21 protein-coding genes and 2 pseudogenes are annotated in these 25502 nt (G+C 52.6%); 3 read left to right on the plus strand and 20 right to left on the minus strand.

Annotated elements, in window-relative coordinates; all coding sequences use genetic code 11:
• Window positions 1-101 precede the first annotated feature (101 nt).
• The gene (locus tag HYD27_RS00095; protein WP_228744836.1) at window positions 102-419 is read left to right on the plus strand and encodes a helix-turn-helix domain-containing protein; all 318 of its coding nucleotides are present in this window, start codon (window positions 102-104) and stop codon (window positions 417-419) included.
• Between the two features lie 48 nt (window positions 420-467).
• On the opposite strand, the gene HYD27_RS00100 is transcribed toward HYD27_RS00095, so the two are convergent.
• Window positions 468-2351 carry a carboxylesterase/lipase family protein gene (locus tag HYD27_RS00100; protein WP_219210158.1) on the minus strand — a complete coding sequence of 628 codons (1884 nt, stop codon included), beginning with the start codon at window positions 2349-2351 and terminating at the stop codon, window positions 468-470.
• Window positions 2352-2508: 157 nt separating this feature from the next.
• Between HYD27_RS00100 and HYD27_RS00105 the strand changes: the two genes are divergently transcribed.
• Window positions 2509-3084 (plus strand): TetR/AcrR family transcriptional regulator, encoded by a 576-nt coding sequence (locus HYD27_RS00105; RefSeq protein ID WP_219210159.1) that lies wholly within the window; start codon window positions 2509-2511, stop codon window positions 3082-3084.
• A 1805-nt stretch (window positions 3085-4889) separates the two neighbouring features.
• Here HYD27_RS00105 and HYD27_RS00110 read toward each other — a convergent pair.
• From HYD27_RS00110 to HYD27_RS00155, 10 genes are all read right to left on the minus strand, one after another.
• On the minus strand, window positions 4890-5321 hold the full coding sequence (locus HYD27_RS00110) for a cupin domain-containing protein (protein WP_219210160.1): 432 nt from the start codon (window positions 5319-5321) through the stop codon (window positions 4890-4892).
• Between the two features lie 23 nt (window positions 5322-5344).
• Window positions 5345-6211: a fumarylacetoacetate hydrolase family protein gene (locus HYD27_RS00115; RefSeq protein WP_219210161.1), complete on the minus strand. Its 867-nt coding sequence runs from the start codon at window positions 6209-6211 to the stop codon at window positions 5345-5347.
• Between the two features lie 37 nt (window positions 6212-6248).
• Window positions 6249-7064, minus strand: coding sequence for a creatininase family protein (locus HYD27_RS00120; RefSeq protein ID WP_219210162.1), 816 nt, complete (start codon window positions 7062-7064; stop codon window positions 6249-6251).
• A 38-nt stretch (window positions 7065-7102) separates the two neighbouring features.
• Window positions 7103-8302, minus strand: coding sequence for an amidase (locus tag HYD27_RS00125; RefSeq protein WP_228744837.1), 1200 nt, complete (start codon window positions 8300-8302; stop codon window positions 7103-7105).
• 129 nt (window positions 8303-8431) lie between these two features.
• Window positions 8432-9202, minus strand: coding sequence for a cysteine hydrolase family protein (locus tag HYD27_RS00130; RefSeq protein ID WP_219210164.1), 771 nt, complete (start codon window positions 9200-9202; stop codon window positions 8432-8434).
• Between the two features lie 132 nt (window positions 9203-9334).
• Window positions 9335-10636 carry an NtaA/DmoA family FMN-dependent monooxygenase gene (locus tag HYD27_RS00135; RefSeq protein WP_219210165.1) on the minus strand — a complete coding sequence of 434 codons (1302 nt, stop codon included), beginning with the start codon at window positions 10634-10636 and terminating at the stop codon, window positions 9335-9337.
• A gap of 45 nt (window positions 10637-10681) precedes the next feature.
• A complete protein-coding gene (locus tag HYD27_RS00140) occupies window positions 10682-11698 on the minus strand; it encodes an aromatic ring-hydroxylating oxygenase subunit alpha (RefSeq protein ID WP_219210167.1) in 1017 nt (338 codons plus the stop codon).
• Between the two features lie 224 nt (window positions 11699-11922).
• The gene (locus tag HYD27_RS00145) at window positions 11923-13071 is read right to left on the minus strand and encodes an ABC transporter substrate-binding protein (RefSeq protein ID WP_219210169.1); all 1149 of its coding nucleotides are present in this window, start codon (window positions 13069-13071) and stop codon (window positions 11923-11925) included.
• Window positions 13072-13298: 227 nt separating this feature from the next.
• Complete coding sequence (locus tag HYD27_RS00150) at window positions 13299-14168, minus strand: ABC transporter permease (RefSeq protein ID WP_219210171.1); 870 nt, start codon at window positions 14166-14168, stop codon at window positions 13299-13301.
• 6 nt (window positions 14169-14174) lie between these two features.
• Complete coding sequence (locus HYD27_RS00155) at window positions 14175-14948, minus strand: ABC transporter ATP-binding protein (RefSeq protein ID WP_219210173.1); 774 nt, start codon at window positions 14946-14948, stop codon at window positions 14175-14177.
• A 238-nt stretch (window positions 14949-15186) separates the two neighbouring features.
• On the opposite strand from HYD27_RS00155, the gene HYD27_RS00160 reads away from it, so the two are divergent.
• Window positions 15187-16818, plus strand: a complete 1632-nt coding sequence (locus HYD27_RS00160; RefSeq protein ID WP_219210175.1) for a PucR family transcriptional regulator — start codon at window positions 15187-15189, stop codon at window positions 16816-16818.
• Window positions 16819-16999: 181 nt separating this feature from the next.
• On the opposite strand, the pseudogene HYD27_RS00165 reads toward HYD27_RS00160, so the two are convergent.
• The 9 genes and pseudogenes from HYD27_RS00165 to HYD27_RS00205 all read right to left on the minus strand — a co-directional run.
• Window positions 17000-17392, minus strand: a pseudogene (locus tag HYD27_RS00165) (gfo/Idh/MocA family oxidoreductase); the annotation flags it as partial.
• A gap of 8 nt (window positions 17393-17400) precedes the next feature.
• Window positions 17401-17553, minus strand: coding sequence for a hypothetical protein (locus tag HYD27_RS00170; RefSeq protein WP_219210176.1), 153 nt, complete (start codon window positions 17551-17553; stop codon window positions 17401-17403).
• 99 nt (window positions 17554-17652) lie between these two features.
• Complete coding sequence (locus tag HYD27_RS00175) at window positions 17653-17901, minus strand: hypothetical protein (protein WP_219210178.1); 249 nt, start codon at window positions 17899-17901, stop codon at window positions 17653-17655.
• A 447-nt stretch (window positions 17902-18348) separates the two neighbouring features.
• A pseudogene (locus HYD27_RS00180) lies at window positions 18349-19083 on the minus strand (ABC transporter ATP-binding protein); the annotation flags it as partial.
• A 166-nt stretch (window positions 19084-19249) separates the two neighbouring features.
• Window positions 19250-20635, minus strand: a complete 1386-nt coding sequence (locus HYD27_RS00185) for a dihydroorotase (RefSeq protein WP_219210180.1) — start codon at window positions 20633-20635, stop codon at window positions 19250-19252.
• Between the two features lie 6 nt (window positions 20636-20641).
• Window positions 20642-21334 (minus strand): isochorismatase family protein, encoded by a 693-nt coding sequence (locus HYD27_RS00190; RefSeq protein ID WP_219210182.1) that lies wholly within the window; start codon window positions 21332-21334, stop codon window positions 20642-20644.
• Window positions 21331-22785, minus strand: coding sequence for an MFS transporter (locus HYD27_RS00195; protein ID WP_219210184.1), 1455 nt, complete (start codon window positions 22783-22785; stop codon window positions 21331-21333). The genes HYD27_RS00190 and HYD27_RS00195 overlap by 4 nt, the downstream gene beginning before the upstream one ends.
• Window positions 22782-24134, minus strand: a complete 1353-nt coding sequence (locus HYD27_RS00200) for an MmgE/PrpD family protein (RefSeq protein ID WP_219210186.1) — start codon at window positions 24132-24134, stop codon at window positions 22782-22784. The genes HYD27_RS00195 and HYD27_RS00200 overlap by 4 nt, the downstream gene beginning before the upstream one ends.
• Window positions 24131-25486: an MmgE/PrpD family protein gene (locus HYD27_RS00205; RefSeq protein WP_219210188.1), complete on the minus strand. Its 1356-nt coding sequence runs from the start codon at window positions 25484-25486 to the stop codon at window positions 24131-24133. The genes HYD27_RS00200 and HYD27_RS00205 overlap by 4 nt, the downstream gene beginning before the upstream one ends.
• Window positions 25487-25502: the final 16 nt, after the last annotated feature.

A 25502-nucleotide genomic window follows, 5' to 3' on the forward strand; every position in this document is an offset into this window, starting at 1 on the left:
ATTCTCCCCACCTGCCCTATTGACCCATGGAATGCTGTAACATATTATTACATCTATAAAATAAAATTCTATTAAATGGAATTCATTTGGGTGGTGTAACTATGGTATCTGCTACAGCTACGATTCGCGATCATTTAGCTATGCATTTGTCGCAGCAGGGGATGTCCGTTAGTCAATTTGCCGCACATTCCGGGATTAATTCGGGAACACTCAGCCGGCTGATCAGCGGCCAGCAGCCGATGGCCATGAATCATCTGGAGCGGATCACCAAAGGAATGCAATTCCCGGAGGATCATTTCTACACCCTATATATCGAAGAATGCTTCTATCATTATTCACCGACCTGGCGGCGGTTGCGGCCTTTTCTTGTTCGTTCGAGCCGAGCTGGCAAGCCTTCACTTCCTTTATTAATACCATGAAGGAATTAGCCCAATGATCCATAGACATAACCCGGACAGCGCTGAACTTCACTTTGATCTTAACCCAGCTTCATATAAATCAAAAAATTCCAAATATGCTTTACGTGGAGTTTCTGTCATTCCCGGTTTATCTCCTAATACCATGGTCTGATCCGTTTCAGTATGATATGGCGTCCATAGAGGTAAGGATTCACCGTTGGGATCGCCTGTCTCAGCAAAATTAATCCAGTATGAAGACATTATATCCGACAGCGATTTATCCGCATTTGTATAGGGAAGAGCTATTTTATCCAAATTGTTGTAAGCATATGCAATCTCTGCGGAGTGGTAGGCTCCCAATTCTCTGAATCTGGCCGGTCCTGGCTGCACTTTGTCAAAATAATAGGAATAAATTTCGGATTCCCCTGTTTTACTCTGCAGTTTTGCCCAAGTATTCATTTGCCAAGTAAACAATTTATCGGTTGATATGTCCAATTGGGCTTTTTGGGCATCGCTGTCACTATCTGAAGGATAGAGCTTTAAAACTTCATCTGCCAGGTCTCCAAATCTTTCCCCGATTGCAGACTTGAACTCATTGGCATCCATAACCGAATAGACTGGCCAGGGCAAGGTTAGAAGCGTTCCTTCGTCAGCATTACTGCCAACAAGAGCAGGTACATCATTTTGCCTGCCGGCTTCAAAAATATTATAAACGGTATCAGGCAATACATATCCGTCTACAATCGGGGTTATTGTCTCGCTTGCAGCAGCTTTAAGCAATTCAGGTGCGGACATTTTACGCAAATCAGCTAAGGAAGCTTTATTCAGAGATTTTTGAAATTCGGCTCCCTCCTTCTCTGCCTGAGCCAGAGTCTGCATATAGATTCCGCCTGATTCCTTACCCTCCATATTGAAAAAAGCCCCGCTTTCACCAATAGCCTTTTCGAATAAGCCCTTTGCAAGCGGTGACGCCGTGAGAATGTTAACAGACCCTGCACCTGCCGACTCGCCGGCTATTGTCACATTGTCCGGATCGCCGCCAAATTCCGAAATATTATGCTTAACCCACTCCAGCGCGGCAATTTGATCTAAAATCCCATAATTTCCTGAGGCATTGTATCCCGACTCTTTGGTCAGCTCCGGATTCGCCATGAACCCAAAAATACCAAGCCGGTAATTTATATTTACAAATACCGCTCCTTTTTCCGCCATATTTTCACCATTGTACAAATCCATAGATCCGGAACCGTTTTTAAATGAACCGCCATGTATATACACGATGACAGGCCGCTTCTCATGACTTGATTTTGCGCTGGTCCAAACATTTAAGTATAAACAATCCTCACTGATTCTTTCGTTATTTTTTATGCTGAAATTGTCCAGCAACGCCCCTGTGCCAAGCCGCAGATTTATAAAATTTGTCAACACCGCCGGCAATTTATTCTGCATGGCAGCATCTGAGAAATGGTTCAATTGGCGTACTCCATTCCAAGGCTGGACCGGTTGTGGAGCTTTCCATCTTAACTCACCTACCGGCGGGGCGGCATAGGGGATTCCCGCAAATACTTTGACAGATTTATCGTTGTTGTACAGTCCTGAAACCAAACCGTCTTGAGTGAAGACAACTTCGGTTGGCATCATTTCCGCCGCAGAGCTTACAGCCGGCCGGTTGACAGGAATGGGTTCCGTAAATACAGCAGTTATAAACAAAACAGCGGATATCAAAATCCAACACGCGGCCCAATAAATGAGCTTCATATCTGCAAGCAGCTTTTTCAAAAAAATCATAACAACAGCCATAGCCAGTAATATTCCCCAGCCTGCTGCTGTATTTTCTCCAGTAGAAAAAAATAAAACAGATATCAATACCACTAATACAAATGGAATCCAGAATCTTAAGCTGCTATGCGTTCTCTTTTGGACTGAAGACTGATTATTGGTAATTTCTTTCATTACATTTCCCTCCAGATCATATAAGCATCCTAAAAAAGGAGCTTATGCTGATTTTCGGCCAAATTTACGGCACAATTGTATCGTATAGTTTTGTATTCTATAATTATACCTATACGAAGTCAATCTTATCCGGAGATATGAAACAGGAGGGATATATATGTATCATATAAGCAATGATAAAAGGTCCTTTCAATCGAGCGAATGGATCTTTGAAGCCTTAGGAGACCTGATTATACAAAAGAATTATGAAGAGATTAGTATTACTGATATTGTAAACCGCGCTAATATAGGAAGATCAACGTTCTATAGGAACTTCGACCATAAGGAGGATGTTTTAAGATTTAAATGTGACCAAAAATGTATGGAATTAAAAGAATTTCTCTTTGACTATCAAAACAAAAATGCCGTGCCGCCTGGCCCAGCCTCCACTAAACCATTTTTTACGTATTGGTCTGCAAACTCCGTTGTTATTGAATTGTTAATCAAGGTGAACAGAATAGACATTTTGAATGATTCTTATGCCGATATTTTAAAAAAATATTATGATGACAATGCTTATGTCCTCGATGAGATACCTGTAAAGTATGTAGAATATATATTGGCAGCGAATGTGGGTTCTTCTATCGGGGTGCTGGTCCAGTGGATCAAAAACGGTAAACGTGACTCTCCTGATGATTTAGCCGAAATCGTTATCCTCCAGCTTATGCAAAACTTCTATAGACTGAATTTCTAGGCTTGCGGATTTTCATATTCATACGATTTTTAGCCGGATCGGAGAATAAGTCTAATCACGGCATCCCCAAGAACGTAACGGCTAGCCGTCCATTTCAGGTGTAAGGCTGGCTGCGGTTCCCGGGCTCTCCGGTTCCCCTGGCCGGCTGAAGCTCTTCCTCCCCGATTTCTCCACACCTTCCTGCTGAGACCCGGCGGCTACGCCCAAGTGGGAAAAGTAATCTTAATCCCCACATTCCCTTTTTCGCTTGCGTTAGGAGCTGCGGGGAAATGAGTACCCGCTTTTGTTAACAAAATCTCCACGGTTTTGGGAGTTTTGTCAACAATGTAGCGGTACTTTATTTCGTCGCAGTCTCTTAGCGGGAAAAAGGAGACCTAACCGATTCGTTTCGCCCCCTTACGGGGAATACGCCTACATTATGATGAACTTGAAACATTCATAAAAAGAGCAACCAGCCTTATTGGGAAAAAGTATAACTAAGGCAGCGCATTCGGATACTGGATCATCCCTAGTGGGAAAAAGTACAACTAAAGCAGCGCATTCGGGTTCTAGATCATCCCCAGTGGGAAAAAGTACAACTAATCCGGCTGAAATCAGCCATTTGGGGGGAGTGGGCCTCCATTAAGTGTACAAATTCCCACTAAAGCCCGTTGAAGCCAGAATTCCAGACCATTAGTGTTACTTTTTACACTTCGCTTCCGTTCCCAATGAACCTCCTTGCATTCCATCAGCTTGTTCAGGTTCTCCGGTTCAATTCATATACATTCAATTGCCTTTTTGGCTCAAAGCCAAAATCAGCGGTTGACGATGTGAATGAATTCCGCTGCGGGTTCAGAGGGTTCTTCCGGCCGCTGCTAAAACCCGGTTTCCTGATTGAAATAAGACTGCAGGTTGAAACCGGTCTTTAAAAGCGGACACTATCGTTTCTCCAGAATTCCTCTGACCCTCCGATTTGTCCGCACTAAGTGCCGGCCCCTAATTTTTAGATGGAGCCGACTTTTTTCCACTATTCCTTTAAGACTTTTCCGTCCGTATAAGTGTACTAATTCTTACGAATTCCACTTTATTCACTCCATTCCACATCACGTCCCTGTCCCGGTAACGGCCTCGGTTGGACCCGCTCTATTCCGTGCTTCCTCCTGCAAAACATGGAACCCGCAGACTCCGCACGGCTCAGCAAACTCTACAGACTCTGCACGATTCAGCACGATTAAGACGCATTATAATCCCCCCACTTCATACCTGCCTTATCCACAATTGACGAGAAGCAGAATTTCCTAAAAGACAAGTGGAAACGGCTTCGCCGTCCTATATAAGAATGCTGCCATTTCAGTGGGGAGGAGAAGAATCATTTCGCGCTGATTCCACCGTCCAGCCGGCTTCGGGTGAATTCAAAGGTATTTCTGCCTTTGATTCCCTCCTCCAGCCGGCTTCGGGCGAATTCAAAGGCACTTCTGCCTCTGATTCCCTCTGCCTGCCCGCTGCGGCCAACGCATTAGCGCAGTTTGCTTGGCCGAAGTCCCGATCCATTCATTTACCGCGCAGCCGTGAAATAACGGATAAGCTTCGCTTCCCCCAAAACCTATAAACCTGAATTCCGAAAATGAACTGAACAAGTCCAGATAGGACAAGGGATAAACCCTCTTTTCCCTTCACCATTTGGTGCAAGTTGTTTTTCACAAAAAGTCCCTTCGTGTAGAGCCTTTTAGATGATTTGTAGATGCTTGCTTTCGAAATTCAGGATAAATTCTGATCTTTAAAAAAAGTCCTGATATCAAGGGCTTCTTGAGTATCAGGACTGATTATTATCCCATTGCAGCCTTGCTCAGAAAAGCGAGGTCCTCTTCATCCAGCCTCGCTTCCGGTCCGGCTTTGATCATGTCGGAGAAGTGCTCGTCCGGCACCATCGTTGTCAGGCAGTACATACGGCCTTTGCCGGTATTGATGATGTCGTGGTGATTGCCCGGCGGCACGATGATAAAAGAACCCTGGCGGATCTTCGTTTCATACCCGCCCACAAGCGCCAGCCCTTCCCCTTTGAGCACATAGAAATATTCGTATGCCTCTTTGTGCTCGTTGGAAGGCGTCCGGCCGCCCTCTTCAAAAATCTCGATAAACGAGGTGAACGGCAGCTGCGTACGGTCGCACAGCAGTACGAATTTGTTCGTATCCTTGGCGGTAATTTTATGCACGGGACAATCCTCGAAGTTGCCTGCCACTAGACCTGGAATGCTCATATTCTATCACCCTCGCTTTATGATTAATAAATTCCGGCTACCGGGTTGACCAGAGGCCTGAACCCGCTGACCCGGCATTCGGCCCGGTCACCCTTGCTGAGCGGAGTTGAGCCGGGAGTTCCTGTCATGATGATATCCCCTGGAAGCAGGGTCATCATCCGGGAGAAATACGATACGATGAACCACGGGTTATACATCATGTGGTCAACCGTATTGCGGTGAATGACTTTGCCGTTAAGCACCGTTTCCAGCGCGACCGCCCGCAGATCGGGAATTTCATCTGCCGTCACCAGCTCCGGGCCGAGGCTGAAGAACGTATCGAATGCCTTGGAGCGCTGCAGAAATCTTGGATTGCGGGCATGGATATCCTGACAGGTCATATCCAGCGTCGGCGTAAAGCCCGCTACTACCTGTGATGCCTGCTCCTCCCGGATATCTTTGCACACCTTGCCTATAACAATTCCCAGCTCAGCCTCAGCTGTCACACTCTCCGATTCAGACGGCAGCACGATATTATCTCCCGGACCGATCAAGCTCGTGTCCGGCTTCATGAAGCAGACCGGCTCGGCCTCCGGCGGTACCGAGTTCAGATCCATCGCCTTCTGCGTATAGTTCATCCCGATTCCCCAGATTTTGCGGGGATGGCGGTACAACGGGGCGAACTCCGCCTCGGGGGCGGCGATGGCCGGAAGCTCTGTAAGCCGTTCCTCGCCTCCTTCCGCATACCATTGCTTCAGTTCGTCGAACTGTCCGTTCTGCAGCAGCTCCAGGGTGCTGCTGCTCCAGAGCTGCCCTCTGAAACGGCTGATTTCATCCACAAGGACGAAGCGGTCTTGCGCAGCGATGGCCGCCAGCTCCTGTTTGCCGTTTTTTAATGTGACAAGTCTCATGGGGCCTTCACCGTCTCTCCTCAGTCTCTCTGTATCCTTATCCTTTATCCGGCTTCACGTTGTCCATTTCAAATTCGCACAGCTCCGCCAGCGCTTCACCGAGGATATCCGTTATACGCTCCTGGATAATGTGCCCCTTCTCCGGCGTCGCCGCTGTAGCGTCTCCCGCGATTCCGCTGGCGGAGATATCGGACATCTTCCACGCGAAGCGGATCTTGCCCTCCAGCGTCAGAAACTTAAACTGCGACATATTCGGCGTTTCGTTCACCAGATACTCCTCCTGCACCCAAGCCGGCTTGACGGACATCACAATGGAGGTCTCGTAATCGCCTCCGTGAATGCCGTATTCCAGCTCTTCGGCTCCCATCAGATCCCCGGCAACATCCAGGTTGCCCGGGAACAGATAGAAGACAATTAATCCCGTCTTAATCCGGATCTCGCGGGCTGCCGTATTGAGCAGATCCACATTCCCCCCATGCGTGTTGAACAGCAGCAGCCTGCGGAACCCGCTCGCCTTCAGGCTCTCGGCAATGTCCATAACAACCCCATGCAGCGTCGGGGCCGACAGCGAGATCGTCCCCGGAAGCCCGATATGCTCATTGCTCTTGCCGTACGGAACCGGAGGAAGCAGCCAGATCTGCTTGTCCGGGCCGATCTTTTCCAGCGCCTGCGTCAATGTGGCTTCTCCAATCAGCGTATCCGTATAGACCGGCAGATGAGGACCATGCTGCTCGACCGCCCCAATCGGAAGAATGACAAGCGCATGGTCTTTAGGCAGCTCCAGAACCTGCTTGCTGGTCAGACGGGGCAGGAAACGTTCCTCCCAAGCGGCACCTTGATTTCTTAGATACATGACTGTTCACCTCAAATATATTCAATGTATTGAACCGCTTATTGAACTGCCGCGCTCAGAGCGAATTGCTTCGCCCAAGCCAGCAGGCGCAGATCCTGATGGGGGCCGGATATCACGGACAGGCCCAGCGGGCAGCCGTTCAGTGTTGCCGCCGGCATTGTGAGCTGAGGCAGTCCGGCGAGACCGGCGATGCAGTTCAGCCTCATCGTACGGACCCGCCTCTCCTCAAGCTCACTCCCGGATGAGCGCAGCAGCGGAGCTTCTCCGGGTGTGGTCGGGATGACAAGCAGGCCGTCCCTGCCAAGCAGCCCGGACATGTACTCACGGATGTGCCTGCGAAGCTCCAGCTGCTTCAGGAAGTCCTCTTCCCGGACGGTAGCGGCCCAGGCGAACCGCTCCGCTATATCCGGTCCGAAGCCCGGACGCGTCTCTTCTATCCACCTGCCGTGCTCACGCCAGATTTCATAGCCCTGAATCGTCCGGAAGACGGCCATCCAGGACGGAAGGCCTTCAGGAGCAACCATAAGCTCCGTCTGACGGATCGTTGTTTCCCTGATCAGATTGAGGGTGGGAAGGAGGGCCTGCCGCACCTCCGGCCTGGCCAGGGACCAGGCATCGTCCCCAATCAGAATATGATTGAAGCCGAAGCCGCCCAGCCTGCTTGTTGGCTGCTCGGCTGCGGGAAGCAGCGCACTCCCGACCTTAAGCAGGGTTTCCGCGTCCCGCGCCATCCAGCCTGCCGTATCGAAGCCGGGGGCAAGCGGAATGACGCCTTCCAGCGATACCGCTCCATGCGTCGGCCGCATGCCGTAAATTCCGCAATAGGAGGAAGGCACCCGGACAGAGCCTGCGGTATCCGTGCCGATGGCGAAGTCCGCCAGCCCTGCCGCAACCGCGACCGCCGAGCCGCTGGAGGAGCCTCCCGGAATGCGGTCCGGGGTCTTCGGATTCACCGGAGTTCCGTAATGGTAGTTCTCGCCGTTCAGGCTGAACATCAGCTCATCGGTATGCGTGGTTCCTTCCAGCCCTGCTCCGGCGGCAAGCAGCCTCCGGACTGCCTCCGAATGCCGTTCTGAAGGCCGGCTTGTCTTCAGCCAATCAGGATTGCCCGCACCGTTGGTGTAGCCGGCAATCCCGAATACGTCTTTCGCAACGAAGCTCATTCCGTTCAATATTCCATCGCCTTGCGGCCCGGCCGCAATCCGGCTGAAGATGGAATTCCATTTGTCATCAAGCAAAGCGTCAGCCTCCCTTCCTGGCCGCACAGCCCGGTATGCCTGCAGCCCTTTATTTCGTGGATTGACCGCGGCGTTTTTGCCGGGGTAATGCATAACAGAATTTCCGTGTTAAACGCGTACAGGTGCACTTTATCCCGCGGTATGACTGTTCATCTCCCGCAGCAGCGAGGCCGAATCCGCCACAAATCCGTAGCACTGCCTGATGTTATACAAAGCGGCTTCCGTGCAGTAGCCCGGCGAGCTTGTGGCGCAGCAGTCTTCCAACAAAACCGCATCATAGCCGAGGCAGGCGGCATCCTGCAGCGTATGCATCACGCATTGATCCAGATTGACGCCCGCGAACAGCACTGTGCGGATGCCGAGATTGCGCAGAATGCTGTCCAGGGGAGTATCCCAGAAGCCGCTCATGCGGAACTTATCGATATGAATGTCCCCCTGCTCGCAGGATAGGCCTTCGATAAGAGCAGCGCCCCAGCTCCCCTTCTCCAGTACCCGGGAGCCGTTCCCCGGCATCGGAGCGCCGATTCCGTTGCTCTGGCCGTCCGGATTGTAGACATGGAGCAAGGACGGGGGCAGATTCAACCGGTCCTCCCGGTTGCCCCAGTTGAGCCAGATGACGGGAACCTCCGCTTGCCGCAGAGCCGGAAGCAGAGCATTCAGCGGACCGACCGGACCCAGCAGCGGCGCTGTATCCACACCAATCGAATCCAGCCATCCGCCCGGGGTGCAGAAATCGTTCTGCATATCCACCACAATAATTGCCGTGTCTTCCAGATCAATTATGATCTCCTGCGGCTTGGAAGCAACCGCTACCGGCTGAGCCGGTCTGCGCGGACGGCGAAGATCCGCCCGTTCTCCTGACACCTGCCAGTAATTCTTGCTGTTTCCGAGTTTGTTCATGTCCTTCCCCTCAAAATGGATGTTTTGGTTTAGTTGTTGATGTAGTTGTATAGATGGATGGATGAATGCGTCCCGGTATTCCCGTGCTTCAATCCGGATTCAGCCAATGCAGCCTTTTCCGCCTCCGGCCGGTCAAAACTCCAGCAGATTCTCCCGCAGCGTGTTCCCCGTATACTCCTTGCGCATCAGGTCTCTCTGCTGCAGAATAGGGACGACGGTATCCACGAATTCCTTCATATACGCATAGTCGTGGGTATCCACACGGACGACAAAGCCGTCGCCGCCAACCGTCTCCATAATATGCTGCAGCCGGTCCGCCACCTGCTCCGGGGTACCGGCAATTCCGCCCTTGTTCCCTGCCGCCTCTTCGGCAGCCACCTCCCGCAGCGTTGGACGGCGGCCGGAGGTATAGAACCGGGACAGGGTGGTTTGACCGCCCTGGATCTGCTTCTCATCCATTGGAGGCAGCGGCTCATCGATGTTGAACTGCGACAGGTCATAGTTCATTCTGGAGGACAGGGCGGACAATGCGGCATGAATGGCCGACTCCGGCGGATGGTCCAGCGCGTCAAGCTTCCGGTTCACCAGCTCCTCCGTCTGTCCGAGAACAGGCTTTACAATGAAGAATACCTTGAATTGCTCCGGGTCGCGGCCGAATTTGACCACACGCGCCTTCATATCCTCATAGTAAGCCTTCATATCCTCCAGATAGTGCATGCCGACGATGACGGCATCCGCCCATTTTGCCGCAAAATCCTTGCCCCGTTCCGAGGAACCCGCCTGGATGAGCGTGGGCCGGCCTTGCGGCGAAGGCGTAACATTCAGCGGCCCCTGGCTTTTGTAATATTTGCCTTCAAAATTGATCCGGTGCACCTTGTCCGGGTCGGCGAAGACGCCGGTTTTTTTATCCATAATGATCGAATCCGGCTCCCAGCTGCTCCACAACTGGCAGCACAGCTCCAAATATTCCTCAGCAATGTCATAGCGGGTATCATGCTCCGGCTGCTCCGCGCCGAAATTCAGGAAGCCTGCCGTATTCCCGGTCGTCACGATATTCCAGGCCACCCGCCCTTTGGACAGATGATCCAGCGACGCAGTCTGGCGGGCCAGGCTGTACGGCGGGGTAAGCATCGTGGAAACGGTGGTGCCAACGCCGAGATGCTTCGTAGCGGCAGCGACCATTGTACAGAGCAGCGTCGAATCATGGTTCACTCCATTCAGGCCATATTTCACATAATTCTCCATCGAGCCCTGAAAGGAAGAGGTTATGCCCAGATGGTCTGCGAACAGGGCGAAATCGAAGCAGCCCTTCTCGCACAGCTGCGCCATTTGCTGATACGGCTCCGGCTGGCGCCAGTCCCCCTGCGCATCCGGATGGTCCCACCCGATGGGACCGTATTCCGTGAACCAGCCAAAATGAATTTTCTTGGTCATGCCTGTTCACCTCGCTGTAAGTTTGTCAGAAGATCCCTGCGGCAGTCATTCATTGGCTTCCAGCTCACCGCGCTCATTCAGCAGCCCCAGCAGCATTTTGCGCATCATAATTCCGGGCTGGTCCGAGAGCATATGGTTCTCCAGCTTCTTCGTAAGATCAATCGACACGTTGATTTCCGTCGTTTCCAGCACCTCCATATCCTCATCGACCACCGTTCTGTCAAAAGCGATGATGCTTGAAGCCGGAACGTCCTGTTCCCGGTCATTCCGGTAGACGAACTGCACCAGCTGGCAGGTGGCATCGTCGATCGGCGTTGCGCAGGTCACAATGGAATGAATCAATCCCGTAGGATACGTAATATTCGTCTGGCGGATAAAAGGCATGAACCATTCGCTCAGCTGCTTGCGGACCGTCCGCTCTTCCTCCATATTCAAGGCTCCGACCTTCTGGTTCAGCTTATTGTGCACGGGAATTTCCATGTTTGCTTCGAAGCCCCATTCCTTCGGAGTAATGCTGACCCGGGGCGGGATCGGATTGTCGATATCCCCGAACGTATTTTTGTGCACAAAATTGACGTGGGCCACATCGAAGGAGTTCTCCATCAGCCGCAGAGCGGCACAATGAATCACTTCATAAAATTCCTCCACCTTACGGAATTCCGGGTTGTCCGAGTACCGGAACACCGGAATGCCCGTAACCGGCTCCTCCAGCGCGACCCAGACGTATCCATACCGTTCCTCGCAGCGGTAGCCCTGAATCTTGTATACCTTCGGCGGGTCCTCCAGCTCCGATTGCGGAAACCAGGTGCATTTTCCGTCCCGGTTGAAGGTCCAGCCATGATAAGGGCAGACGATGCAGCCCTCACGGAGCCAGCCCTTGGACAGCTTCGAGGTACGGTGACAGCAGCGGTCAATTGCCGCGGCAGGCTTGTTCTGGTCATCCAGCCAGAGCACAATATTCTGGCCCATTAACTTGAAGGATTGCGGGCCATCCTGTAGAGCCTCCACCTTCATAACCGGATAATAAAATGATTTCAGCGCCTTTTGCTTCGTCTGCAGCATGCCTGTTCCTCCTTTGGGTTGCCAGTCTATGATCTAATAAGATGAACTTGAAGAATTGATATAAAGGGCAGCCTTCCTTAGCGGGAATTAGTGACACTAATCCGGCTGAAAGCAGCGGTATGAGATCAATGAGCGTCAATTAGGTGTACAACACCACTACAGCCTTATCATCGCGCGGATTTCAGCGAATTAGTTTTACTTTTTCCACTTACAGAGAGTGAACATTACTCCGGCCAGATCAGTTGATCGCCGTCATACACCTTGGAAATATAGGAGCTGTCGGACACCTGATCCGCAGTCAGGGCGGTCTGGGTCAGCACTCCGGTACTCGTCAAAATGTCAATCTCCGATTGCCACTGCTCCGGCGTAAACCAGCCAATCCCGTGTCCCTCATACTTGGAGGCAGCAGCGAGCCCGGTTTCGACCTTCAGGCGGTTCGTCTCCACTTCAAGGCTGAAGTTGCCTTCCGCCTTCTTTTCCAGAAGCTGAATGGTCGCTTCCGGATTGGCCAGAATCCATTCATGGGCCTTCATGATCGCTCTCAGGAAATCCTCCACAGCACCTGGATTCTTCGCGGCAAAACCGGAATTGGCTGCCATGACACCGAAGGAGGACTTCACGCCGTAATCCTCAGGATTCAGCAGCCGTACCTTGAAGCCCTGGCGCTCCATCGTGGCGGGCTCGTTCGACTTGAATACAGTAATGGCATCCACGTCGCCTGTATTTAGAATCGTAGGGTCGAAACCGACGGATACCTGCTTGATCTTGGAAATATCCGCACCGCCCTGCTGGAACATCGCCAGGAAGTTGGCGCTCATTGCGCCTTTATAGCCTATGGTCTTGCCTTCCAGGTCCTTCACATCCTGAATATCCGAATCCTCCGGCACCATAATTGCACCCAATCCGACCGGAGCCATTACGGAGACTCCCTTAATGTCAGCGCCGTTCGCCACGGCCTGCACCACGACGCTGCCGGAGCCGGCATGGGCGATCTGCAGTCTGCCCGCAGCCAGCAGCTTCATTCCGTCCGCATCCAGCCCCGGCTGTATCTTCACATCAAGCCCCAGCTCCTTGAAGAAGCCCTGCTCCTCCGCAACCCAGGCATTGACATTCGCCACCGATGCCGAGTAGTTGAAGCTGGTCATAAAATTAATCTCGCCTGCCGCCTTGTTGGCAGCGATCCTCGCATCCCAATCGATGGCAGCTTCGCCGGCAGGCGCGGAGGCTTCGGGCGATGGTGCCGCACTGGCACCGGCGCTGGCAGCCGGTCCGGGCGGGCTTGCCGGTCCTGCGGATTCGTTGTTCCCGCAAGCGGCCATAACCATCATCATGCATAACACTATCGGCAACGCAATTTTTTTACTCCACTTCACAACCAAAACCTCCCATTGTATACTTATTTTTACATTATTTAGGCAAGTTATCCCCTGCGTCAGGAACCGCATGTTTCTGTAGATAACGGCCCCGCGCTTTATTCATCGAGGAATCACCACGCAACCTCATTCATGTTCTCCGCGCGACATTCACGCTTGCCGGCTGACAACTCACCCCAGCTTCTAGGGATACCGGAGGGCGGTACCCGCTCTCTCTTGCCGCTCCGTCACTTATCCATGCTGTGCCAATGCAGAAACCTGCGCTCCACAACCTTCACCAGGCTCGTCAGCAGGATGCCCATCAGCGCGAGCAGCATAATGGCTGCAAACATCCGCTCCATCTGCATGTAGTTCCCGGATACGGTAATGACGTTGCCAATACCTTCGCTTGCACCGCTCATCTCCCCCACGACCGCACCAATTACACTCATGCTCATGCATGTTCTGGCGGCGGTGAAGATATACGGGAGGCTGTTCGGCAGCCGGAGCTTCAGGAAAATCTCGAATTTGCTGGCATGCAGCGACTGCAGATATTCATAGTTGTTATCATCAATCGAGCGGAAGCCCGCAATCGAATTGATCAGCATGGGGAAAAACGAACAGATCGCCGAAATCAGCACCTTGGGCAAGGCGCCGAAGCCGAACCAGATAATGAACAAGGGGGCAATCGCAACGACCGGCGTTACATTGGCGAGTACGGCTACCGGCAGCAGTGATTTCTCCAGGAACCGGGACTGGGACATCAGAATGCCGCCAATGAGCGCAACCCCTACCCCGATCGTGAAGCCAAGAACCGATTCACAGAATGTCAGCCATAAATGCGGCAGGTAAAAGGAGAATGAACCGAATAATTCGGCGAAAATGCCGGAAGGCGCGGGCAAAATAATCATTTTCACATCAAAGGCCCGGATCACCAGCTCCCACAGGCTGAACAGTATAATAAACGTCAGAAGCGGCGTAATTACGTTGCCGGCCATCTCTTTGAGTCTGGAATTTCTGGATGCAAGCGCATATTGCTGCGGGTCCATTGTGACGCTCCCCTTTTTGCCTTTCTCCAGAACCGGGCGGCTGCCCGTGTCTGAAATAAAGTTACTCATCCGTCTCTACCACCTTTCCCGCAGGCATTCCCGCAACTGCAGCACATATTGATGGAATTCCGGGGTTTCGATAATTCCCTCCGCCCGCGGCCGGGGCAGATGAATATCTACCGCCTTCGATATGCGCCCCGGGCGGCTCGACATAATCACTACCTTGTCCGACAGGTACACGGCTTCCTGAATGTTGTGGGTGACAAAGATAACCGTCTTGTTGTGCTTGTCCCAGATCTTCACCAGCTGGTACATCAGCTTTTCCCGCGTAATCTCATCCAGGGCAGAGAACGGCTCGTCCATCAGCAGAATCGGGGCACCGGAGGCGAAGGCCCTGACGATTCCCACCCGCTGCTTCATCCCCCCGGAGAGCTCCTTCGGGTAGGCGTGAATGAAATCCCCCAGTCCCACGGCCTGCAAAAGCTCAATCGGCTCTCCCTTTTCCTCCGCGCGGTCCGTCTTGCTCCTGCGGTTGACCTCGAAGGGAATATTCATGTTTTGCAGCACCGTCCGCCAGGGAAACAGCGCCGGAGCCTGCGGCACAAATCCGAACTGCTTGTCCGCCTGCATCTCCAGAGGCGTCCGCCCGCCGACCTCAATATCGCCTTCCTCCGAATCCATCAGTCCGCCGATAATCCGCAGCAACGTCGATTTGCCGCATCCGCTCGGACCGATGAAGCTGACAAAAGATCCCTGCTCAATGTCCAGATCAATATTACTCAAGGCTTGAGTCCACTGCCCCCGGGTGACAAACCGCTTGCTGAGATTCGAGACTGTAATATAAGACACGCTGACGCCTCCTCAAAGTCAATATCATGATCCTGGAACCTGGCAGCACACTGAACACTCTCTGTACTTCGCAATGTGAATATTAATAACGTTAAGTTGATTATAATTTAAATTTAAAGTAGCATGAAGTCAACAAAACTAACGCCTCTTTGTAAAAATCCAGAAACGGCACTCCTTTTGTTGTAGAAAAAACAATGAATTATGTGATGTACATGTCATATTTACACAGGAGGACACAATGAATTTAACATTAGAGGAAGCATTATCCATCCATCCGTTTTCCAAAGCCAAGCTGGTTGCCGGAGAAAAGGGAAGAACGCGCATTATCAAAGCCATCAACACGATGGACGCTCCGGACGTGGCAAATTGGATCAAATCCGGCGAGCTGCTGCTCACCACCGCCTACGCGATCAAGGATGCCCCCGGCGAATTGCTGCAGATCCTCAAAAAGCTGAATGAGCGCGGCTCCGCGGGGATCGGCATCAAGCTCGGAAGATATTGGTCGCAAATCCCCCAGTTTGTCCTCGACGAAGCCAACCGCCTGGAGTTTCCCGTGCTGGAGCTGCCCTATGAATTTGCCTTTTCCGACCAGATGAACGCCCTCTTCAATGCCGAATATGAAAAAAGCACCCGCAAGCTCCACGACGCGCTGGAAAAACAGAAGCAGCTCGTCCGCTTCAGCCTGCAAACCCGGGATTTCTCCAATCCGTTCCAGACGATCTCTGATATTCTCGACCATTCAATTGTGGTGTTCAGTGCAAGGGGACAAATTCTGTTCAATTGCTCCGATTGGCCTGAGGTAGAGCTGACCAAGGCGTGGCCGTGGAGCCCCAAATATTACAAGGGACGCACGGAGCTGGGCTGGTTCTGCCGGATTCCATTAATGAAGGACAAGGAATGCTACGGATTTCTGCTGGTCATTCCGAAGGAGGGGTCGATTCATTCCGACGAGGAAGGCCTGTATCATCAGGCTGCGGAGGTGCTGTGCTATCATATGGACCATTTGCAGGACGGACAGCATACGGTGACCGGCTACCAGTGGAGTGTCATTACGCAGCGCTACCTGAAAGGGCATCTGTCCCAAGAAAGCTTCGTGGAACAAGCGCATGCGCTCGGTTCTCCTTTGCTGACAGGCCAGTATCTCTCCGCCCTGATGGTTCCTCTCGCCCGGCCCGGATACGATCTGCCGCTCCCGGTCCAGCCCATGCTCCGGGAGCTGTGCCGGGAAATCAGCTATCACCCGATTCTGGGCACGCTGCAATCACATTTTGTGGAGATCGGGGACAAGCTCCTGTTCATTCTGAGGGTCAAGGACAATGTGGCGGGCAACGGGGTGTTCATCGAGCTGCTGGTCAAGGCCTTCAGTGAAATTCTGAATACGGGCGGCAGGCTGCAGGCACGGTGTTATGTGAGCAAACTCAAATCGGAAATCAGCGAGCTAAGAGAGGCTTACGGGGAGTGCACAGAGGCGGAGCGGATCAGCTGTCATCTTGGGGATGACAATGCGGTGATTTTATTCTCGGATCTGGAATTCTCCTATTTATTCTCCCATATTCCGGACGAGGCGATGAAGAAGTACTGCCAGAATCTGCTGCAGCCCCTGATGCAAAAAGACGACGAATATATCGCCGACTTCTTCACGACGCTGGAGGCTTTTTTCGCCAATGAAGGCCAGATTAACGAAGCGGCCAAGCAGCTGTTCATTCACCGGAATACCCTGCAATACCGGCTTGAAAAGACGGGCGAGCTGCTCGGCCTGGACTTCAAAAAAGTGAGCGACCTCCTGAAGCTGAAGCTTATGCTCATGTTCAAGCACCTGATTTCCATCGACAAGACCAACCGGAACCCGCTCAATTCAGCCCATTCCTGATCTTATGCCCTGGCGTCCGGTGCAGTCACGGGGCGTCTGGCCGGGTACCCGGCCACGAAGAATACTTCATTCGTTTGGGAGGGGCAGAACAGCAAAATCCGGGCGGCACTGCGGAAGAGGCATGCTTGCCGCACAGCCCCCGCAAAGAACGCCCGCATCAGAAGTAAAAGCAAGATTTAAGCTGCACCCGGACCTCATAAGGCGCAGCAAACAAGGGATGCACCACAATATGCTTGCCTTCCACAGCCCCCTCCAGCGCCCGGTCACCTCCGGCGTTGACATAGGATTTCTCCACAATGCTCATTTCAATCCTTCCCCTGGAGCCGTTAAAGGCGATCCGGCAGCCCTCCCACGGCATGTAGGCGTTCAGCGAATAGGTCAGAATCGCCTTATTGCTGTACCGGACCATTACCCCCATCGTGTCCTCGATGCTGATTCCGTCGCCGAACACGCTTTGATCCCGCTGGTAGCCGTCTTCCGCCTCCGCATCCAGATACATTTCCTTCAGCACGGGATTCTGGTCCAGCTGCAGGGCAAAGGGATCATCCTTGGCAGCCGGACTGCCGGCCGCACGCTGACCGTCTATGAACGCTTGTAGGCCTGTACATTGAATTCCACCGGCCAGAGCACTACCCCGCCCGAAATAATCGCCCGGCTGCTGCTCAGCGACATGGCCAGAATGTTCAGAAGCGGAAACACGGTTACAAAGGCGCCCACATCCATCATCTTTCCCATCTGCAGCACCAGAAGCACAGCGATCGTACAGCGTATGCCCGGCAGGGTGATATGCCAGATCTGGCACAGCTTGGTGGCTCCGCCAATCTTGGACGCTTCTTATATTCCGGGATCAATGGAAGAGATGGCGGCCATATAGATCATCATGCCCCAGCCCGCGCTCTGCCAGATCGTCGATACAATGAACACCACGGGCCACCAAAAGGTGCTTGCCATGAAATATACCGGCTCCACGCCCATAGCCTGGAGCGCCGAATTCACTACGCCGGTGGAAGGCGACAGCAGAGAGACAATGATTCCGGCAAGCACCTCCCAGGAGATGAAAAAGGGCAGGTCGGATTCGTTCATCCCGGGAAGGAGTTGCCCCTTCGACAGCCTTAGTGGGAAAAAGTATCACTATCCGGACTTATTTGACCACTATGAACTCTTAGTGGGAAAAAGTACCACTAATTCTGCCCCGAAACAGCCGTAAAGAGCAAAAAGCGAAAATTAAGTTTACAAAATCCCACTAATATCCTTTAAATCCATAATTCAGATGGATTAGTTTTACTTTTTCCACTTAGCTTCCGTTCTGTAATACTCAGCTTCTTCATGGGCGGTTTCAGGCCGCCCTTCCAGCAGCTTCACTGCCTGATCCGGATTGGTAAGGGAATATTGTACGCTTCCCTATGTTTGGGACAGCCCCTTCCATCACCCGAGGGTAAAGATGAATGTTGTTCTGAGTATTCCGGGATGATCGGCATATCCGGGATGATCGGCATATATGAAGCTGGTGCAGCTTGCCTCCATAAGCTGCTTCACTCTCCATCCATCCGCCCCCTGCTGGGTATGCCACAGCTTCTCATACAATCCGCGATTGGACAGGAGCTGTGCATGGGTTCCTTCGGAACCCATGCACAGCTCCATTCAACCAGCCTGCCTTGGTCGAGGACAAGGATTTTATCGGCATTGCAGATCGTCTTCAGGCGGTGGGCAATCAGAATGACGGTTTTATTCGCCACCAGCTCATTGATCGCCTGCTGCACCGCGGTCTCATTTTCCGGGTCCAATGAAGCCGTAGCTTCGTCCAGCAGCACGATTGAGGCATCCTTCAGCAGCGCGCGGGCAGTCGAAACCCGCTGCTTCTCGCCGCCAGACAAGGTGGAGCCGCCTTCGCCTGCCGGGGTGTCATAGCCTTGCGGCAGCGCGGAGATGAATTCGTGGCAGCAGGCACGCTTGGCCGCCTCGATGATCTCTGCCTGGCTCGTCTTCATGTTCCCGGTGCGGATATTACTGCCGATGGTGTCCTGGAACAAATAGACATCCTGGAACACCATCGAAATTTCGGCCAGCAGCCGCTCCGGGCCGGCTTCCCGGATGGACTGATTGCCAATCCGGATGGAGCCGCCCTGAAGCTCCCGGAATCTTGCAAGCAAGGCGGGTAACGGTGCTCTTGCCGCTGCCTGACGGCACAACGAGGGCCGTAATTGTATTCGGCCGGATAGCGAAGGACAGGTCCTGCAGCACAGGAATCCCGGCATCGTATCCGAAGATGGATTCCACAATTATTTGAAGCCTTCGGTATAGCTGTTGGCAGTATCAATATTAATCGCATTCGTTGCGGCATTCCAAACGATATTGAAATCGACGGCTTTTGCAACATCGCGCAGCTTATAATAGTCAATGCCGCGATAGTATATGCAGCGTTAAGCGGAATTCACACGGCTCCTTTAGCTTTTCTTTTCAGGTATTTGCCGCCGCCCGCAGGTTCGACCGCTTGGCCGTTCTCCGCGATGATTTCTCCTCTGCGGAGGGTCATGACCGGCCAGCCTTTGACCTCACGGCCTTCGTAGATGGAATAATCTGAATTAATCGCAATCGTCTCAGGCGTGATTGTAGCTGTCTTCTCCAGATCAACGATCACCAAATCGGCATCGCTGCCGATATCAATCATTCCCTTTTGCGGGAACAGGCCATAGGTTTTGGCCGTGTTGGCCGAAGTGATCTCAGCAATCTTCTGCAGGGACAGCCCCCTCTTATGGTGGCCTTCGCTCAGCATCTGCGGGAACATGAACTCGGCTCCGCCGAAGCCCAGCTGGACATCGTCAATTCCCCCGCCCTTTTTAAACTTGTCGGCCCAGGTTATCGAGACGTGGTCTGTACCGGTAAAAGTAACAATGCCATCCTTGATTCCCTGCCATAAGGCTTCATTATCGTGTCTGTACCGCAGCGGCGGCTTCACAATTGCGCCCAGCCCTTTCGCATTGTCCACAGTTTCCAGCAAATAATGCGGACAGGTCTCCACATGTATCAGCTCAGGGGTGAACCATGGCATCTCCCGGAGCGCCTGCACACTTGTACCCGCACTACAATGTACAATACTGATTTTGGCTTGATATTGCTTGGCCAGGTAGCTGACGCGGATGACGGACTCCGTCTCGACAATATCAGGGTTGAATTTATCGAAATACACCAGCTGGTTTCGCTCTGGATCATTAACATATTTACTGTAGAAGTTACGGCCCATCTCTACATTCTCACAATGGATACACAGAATCAGGTCCGGGGAAATCGCGTTCATCTGCTCATAGATATCAAGCAGCAGTTCATCATCCAGCGAACGGTCTGTCCCGTATCTGGTTTTCTCCATGCCTTTATAGCCGAGGTAGAGCTTAAAAGACAATGCTCCCAGTTCCTCCACATATGCCCTCATTTCCTGCACCTGCTGGCTGGTCATGACTCCCAGATGGAAGCAAAAATCGATGACGCTCTCCTGCTCGGCAATTGCCACCTCCTCCGGCAGCTGCTCCAGATAGGAGCGTCCGCTTCGCATAAAGTTAATGACCGTAGTCACTCCCCCAACCGCAGAGGACCTTGAGGTCGCACGGTAATCCTGAGCCAGTCCGCCGTATACCCCGTAGTGGCTGTGTCCGTCAATCGCACCGGGAAAAATCATTTTTCCGCTGGCATCTATTCGCTTGGCTCCAGGAGCGCTTAATCCCTCGCCCAAGGCAGAAATCCGGCCGTTTTTGATGCCAATGTCCACTTTTTTAACACCGATATACGGAATAACTGCTTCTCCACCATATATGATCGTATCCATCAGAAATTACCTCCCGTTATGAATATAGTCAAGTGCCTGATTAACCGACAGCATATCCGCATATTTCATCCACATATCCATGATGCTAACCCTGTGCGACAGCTCCATCCGGTCGAACACACATTCATGCAGCAGACCAATTTTGTAGCCGAGCGAAGCCGCATCCACTACCGCACCTCTGACGCAGCCCGAAGTCACTCCTCCACATACAAGCAGCGTGTCCACCTGCAGCCGGGTGAGATAGTTAACGATTGGAGTTCCCTGGAACACACTGGCATAGGCTTTTTCGATTACAATATCGGCCGGCTGTAAGTCCACTTCAGCCACCAGCTCAGTATAAGGATGTCCGGCAACATAATTGGAACGGTCCCGGGTGGATTTGCCGGCAAAGCTGTCGAACTGCATATAATTGGCAACCTGCCTGGAGAAGATTACCGGCAGCTTCAGCTCACGGAATAATTGAAGGATTGGCTTAGAATTCTCCAAGGCAGTCCAGGCTTTCTCACCTACTCCGGTAGGGAACTCCGCCAACTGATCAACGGTTGCTTTGTTCCTCTCACCCATATAATTCGGCTGAGGATCGATCACCAGCAGTGCAGGCCGGCTGCCAAGCCCCCGGGGTTTGCCGAATCCGCCTTTGGCAATGACTTCCTGATCGGTTCCAAGCAATAAATCTTGCCACAGCTCTTCTACATTCATTTGAGCGACCTCCTTAATGTATTGTTGACGCCGCTTTGCCTTCCAACACGAAGATAGGATGCGGCAATCGCAAGCCCTGTGAGCACGGCCATAACTGTGAATGCCAGCTGAAAGCCGCCCGCGATTTGCGGCAAATCCCCGGGCAGGACCTCGGCGTTAGCACCCGCATACACCGCCTCTTTCAAAGATTCGGGCAGCACACTTGTTACCAGCATCAATGACAACGCGGTTGAGATAACGACTCCCATATTCTGCAGCATGGATCGAAGCCCATTGGCCATCCCCCGCTTTTCCGGTGGCACTGTCAGCATAATGGACTTCGTATTGGGGGTCATAAATATCCCTGAACCGAAGCCTACCAGGAATTGTCCAAGGCTTATTCCAAAGGTGGCGGCATCAGCCCCCGTGAACAGCGCGAGCAGGAGCATTCCACCGGCGGATAACACCAGTCCAAAGGTGGACAGCGATAAAGTGCTGTATTTAGCAGTTAGAAATCCTACCAGCAGCGAAGCTGCAATCATCCCGACCGTGACAGGAAGAACTTGAAGCCCCGCGCTAAACGTATTCTCCTTGTACATGACCTGGAAGAACAGCGCTATCAGCAGCGCCACCGATGAGCGGGCCAGGGAATTCAGAAAGTTAGCCAGATTCGCCATTGCAAAGGCCCGGTCCCGGAAAAGTGAAAAATCTACGGATGGATGCTTGACACGCCGTTCCCACCAGACAAAGCAGATGCCAAAGCCGATAAACAACAGCACGCCAATTAGTACAGAGGGGCTGCTCCAGCCGTTGACTCCCCCTTCAGAAAATGCATAAATAATGCCGCCCAAGCCAAACAGAATGCAAGCATTGCCGATAAAGTCTATCTTCTCGCCCTTGGCCCGCCCGGGTACCGGCCGCAAAACAAACACGGCCCATAGGATACCGGCAATGCCAACCGGCACATTGAACCAGAATACCCAGCGCCAATCGAGAGCATAGACGACGAATCCTCCAATCACAGGTCCAAGAAGCTGGGCTGCCGAGGAATTAAGAACATTGAAGCTTAGGGCGGTTCCCAGCTTCTCCTCGGCAAAAGCATCTGTAAGCAGCGGTGTAGTATTCGTAATCACAATCGCTCCTCCGGCTGCCTGCAGCACTCTGAGCATAATAAGCACCCAGACATTAGTGGCGAAACCGCACAAGAGGCTGACAATTGTAAATCCGGTAAGCCCTGTTAAGTAAAGCGTCCTCCGCCCGTAAATATCGGCCATCTTCCCGAAAATCAATATAAATATTGCGTTAAACAGCATGTAGGATAACAGAATCCAGTTAGACTCCAGTGGGCTTGCTCCAAAATAAGCAGTCAATTCCGGCAGTGCGACAGTCAGCGTACTTAAATTGAGCGTGACAAGCAGAACACCCAGACTGGTCACTGTGAGGACATGCCATGGATAATTCTTGTGGGTCACTTATGGCTGTCCTCCATGCCTCTGCACAGTTCGATCAGCTCTGACAGATGATTCCGGTTCTCCAAATCCCAGATATACTGCAGGATAGCCTCCTGCCGCTCCGGAACCAGCGCCTTACGGCTCAGAGCCCGGAACTTATCCTCAATCTGCCTCCGTGTAAGCGGGACGCCCGGCCCACCGGCCGCCATATCACAACGGCTTTCATGAAGCTGACCATTACTTTGGGTAATTCTAACAATCGCCGGCATTGCCGAAGGGTACACAGCCTCCAGTTCTTCAGATCCGCGGACCTCAACGCATTCGGCAAACCTGCGAATGTCCCGGTTCTCCAGCAGCGGATCTGTAAACGAATTCTGGTCTGCATTCCCCGTACAGATGCGGACAGCCAGCGCATAAGGGATGGAGAACTTGGCAGAGAGGACATTCTGCGGTGCCTTGTTATCCAAGGTGGCGGCACGATTATAGGTTAGTACCTCCACTTTGGCGATATCTCCAGCTTCAAGCCCGTGCTCGTCAAGAAGTGCACCAAAGGCATCAATAGGCGCATGGGCGTACCGGCAAAAGGCATACGGTTTAAAATAATTGCGCTCAATATCCCAGCCCTCCGGCTCATTCAGTACGGCAAAATCGAACGCTGTCCCCAAAACCCGTCCAAAAATATATTCAACAGTTCCGTTAGGCGACCGGAATCCGGAATTGAGCAGCAGAGGAATCCGCACTCCCGACTGCACGGTATGGCCCATATACGCATTGCGGACCAGCGAGCCCTCCAGTGCAGCCGACCATAATGTAGGCAGTGCAAAGGAGGCTCCCAGCTTCACCCCTTCAAAAAACCGTGACTCTTCTGTTCCGGCCAGCAGCATGGCGCTTGCGGCGGAGCCCATCACCCCCCAAGTACCATGGGCATGAGCTTCGGGAAGCAGCGTCGTCGCCCGGCCAAACCGTGAGGAGGCTTCATATCCGCCAATTAACGCAAGCAGAAATTCACGGCCTGTGCAATTCTTCATCCCTTGTACATAGGTCAACAGCGTGGGAATAACATGAGCTGCCGGATGGCCCTTGCTCCACTGGTTTCCCTCGTCCATTTCCGTGGCAACGGCTCCACAGCCGTTGACAAAGGCTGCTTCCCGGGCGGTTAACAGATAATGTGTGCCCAGTACCGCATATTTCCCGGCCTCTTCGGCGGAAACGCGTTCCGCATAGGAAATGTTCTCCTGCTCCAGATTGCCGAATATTTGTGCCCCAAGCGTATCAATAAGCGTCAGCTTTGCGGCATCAGCCGTGCGCTTCTCCAACTGCTCCCAGGATAAACCCGTAACACGCTTCACCAGTTCCTTCAACACATTCACCCCGTTTCATTCACCAGCAAATCTGTAAATCTGCCGATATCCTCAATCTGTTCGATATTCATAGCCACAGCATGAATGCGTTCACGCCGCTCCCTGTCCCATACTGGAGAAGAAAGGGTATGGAATTTCTGCGCAAGCTGCTCTGCCTCCAGCGGATTGCTGAATTCACCTAGCGCGGCACGGATCTCCTTAGTGCGGCTGGTTCCATCCGGCAGATAGAGCGTAACTCTTGTTGCCCTTTCATCCGGGAGCAACGCAGTCAATAGCGGATCCTCGGATACTGCCACACGAGCAGCCCTTTGACGGATCTCCGGATCAGCAACCGTCTCTGGTGTGAATTGATCCTCGCCTATAGAACCCCTGCTCAGGAGTATAGCCAGAGAAAAGGGAATCGAGAATTTGGCGGCCAGAGGATTAACCGGCAACGGATTCACCAGTCTGGAAGCCGCACCGTAGGTTTCGACACTCACGCGCTCCACCGACCCGAGCTTAATGCCATCCTCTCTCATAGCGATAACGGCATCGATTGCACCATGTCCAAAACGGCAGCAGGCGTGTATTTTCATATAATTGGATTCAATATAGAACTGTTCGCCAAGCCCCTCCTGCAGCAGCGGCACCTTGAGTTCTCTGCCCAAAATTTCACCGTACAGCTGGGAAAGTACGGATGAATCACTTGCAATTCCGAGCTCCGCCATGGCGGGAGCCATCCACCCGAGCATATTGCTTGCCCCGATATAAGCGTTCCTGACGTTGGCTCCGTTCAAGGCCGAATTCCAGGCCGAAGTCATCGGAAGAGAACTTGATACATAGATAATCTCTTGGAGCTTCTCACTGCCGGCTCCCCGCAGCTTGGCAACCGCAGCAGCAGCACTGGCAGTTCCCCAATTCCCATGGGGATGTACAGAAGGAGCAAGGGTAACAGCGCTTCCCCAGCGTACAGCAATTTCATACGCAGCTACGAACGCGGTCAGAAATTCTTTGCCGCTGCAGCCCAGGATTTGCGCTTCAGCCAGCAGCGCCGGCAGAAAATGGGCCGCAGGATGTCCTTTGGCATATTGGTTCCCCTCATCCAGCTCGGTGGCAACCAGATTGCAGCCGTTCATGAAAGCAGCCCATTCAGGGGAACAGCTCTCGCTCGTGCCGATGATTTTGCTGTTGCCATGGCGTGAAATCCCGTTAATATACGAAGTTTTGAGCTGGTTGCTTCCGGCTGCCATGCAGCCAATAGAGTCCAGCAATATGGTTTTCGCAGCCCTGATCGCATGATCCGGCAGCTGCCCGAAGGTTAGCTCATCGACGAACCGTGCCTGTCTTTCTATCGCGGCTGCAATAAACACACCAAGCTTCATTAATCCGCCCCTCCTT

Origin of the sequence: Paenibacillus sp. S150, assembly GCF_019352175.1 — a bacterium.
In the GTDB taxonomy this organism is placed as follows: Bacteria; Bacillota; Bacilli; order Paenibacillales; family Paenibacillaceae; genus Paenibacillus_AQ.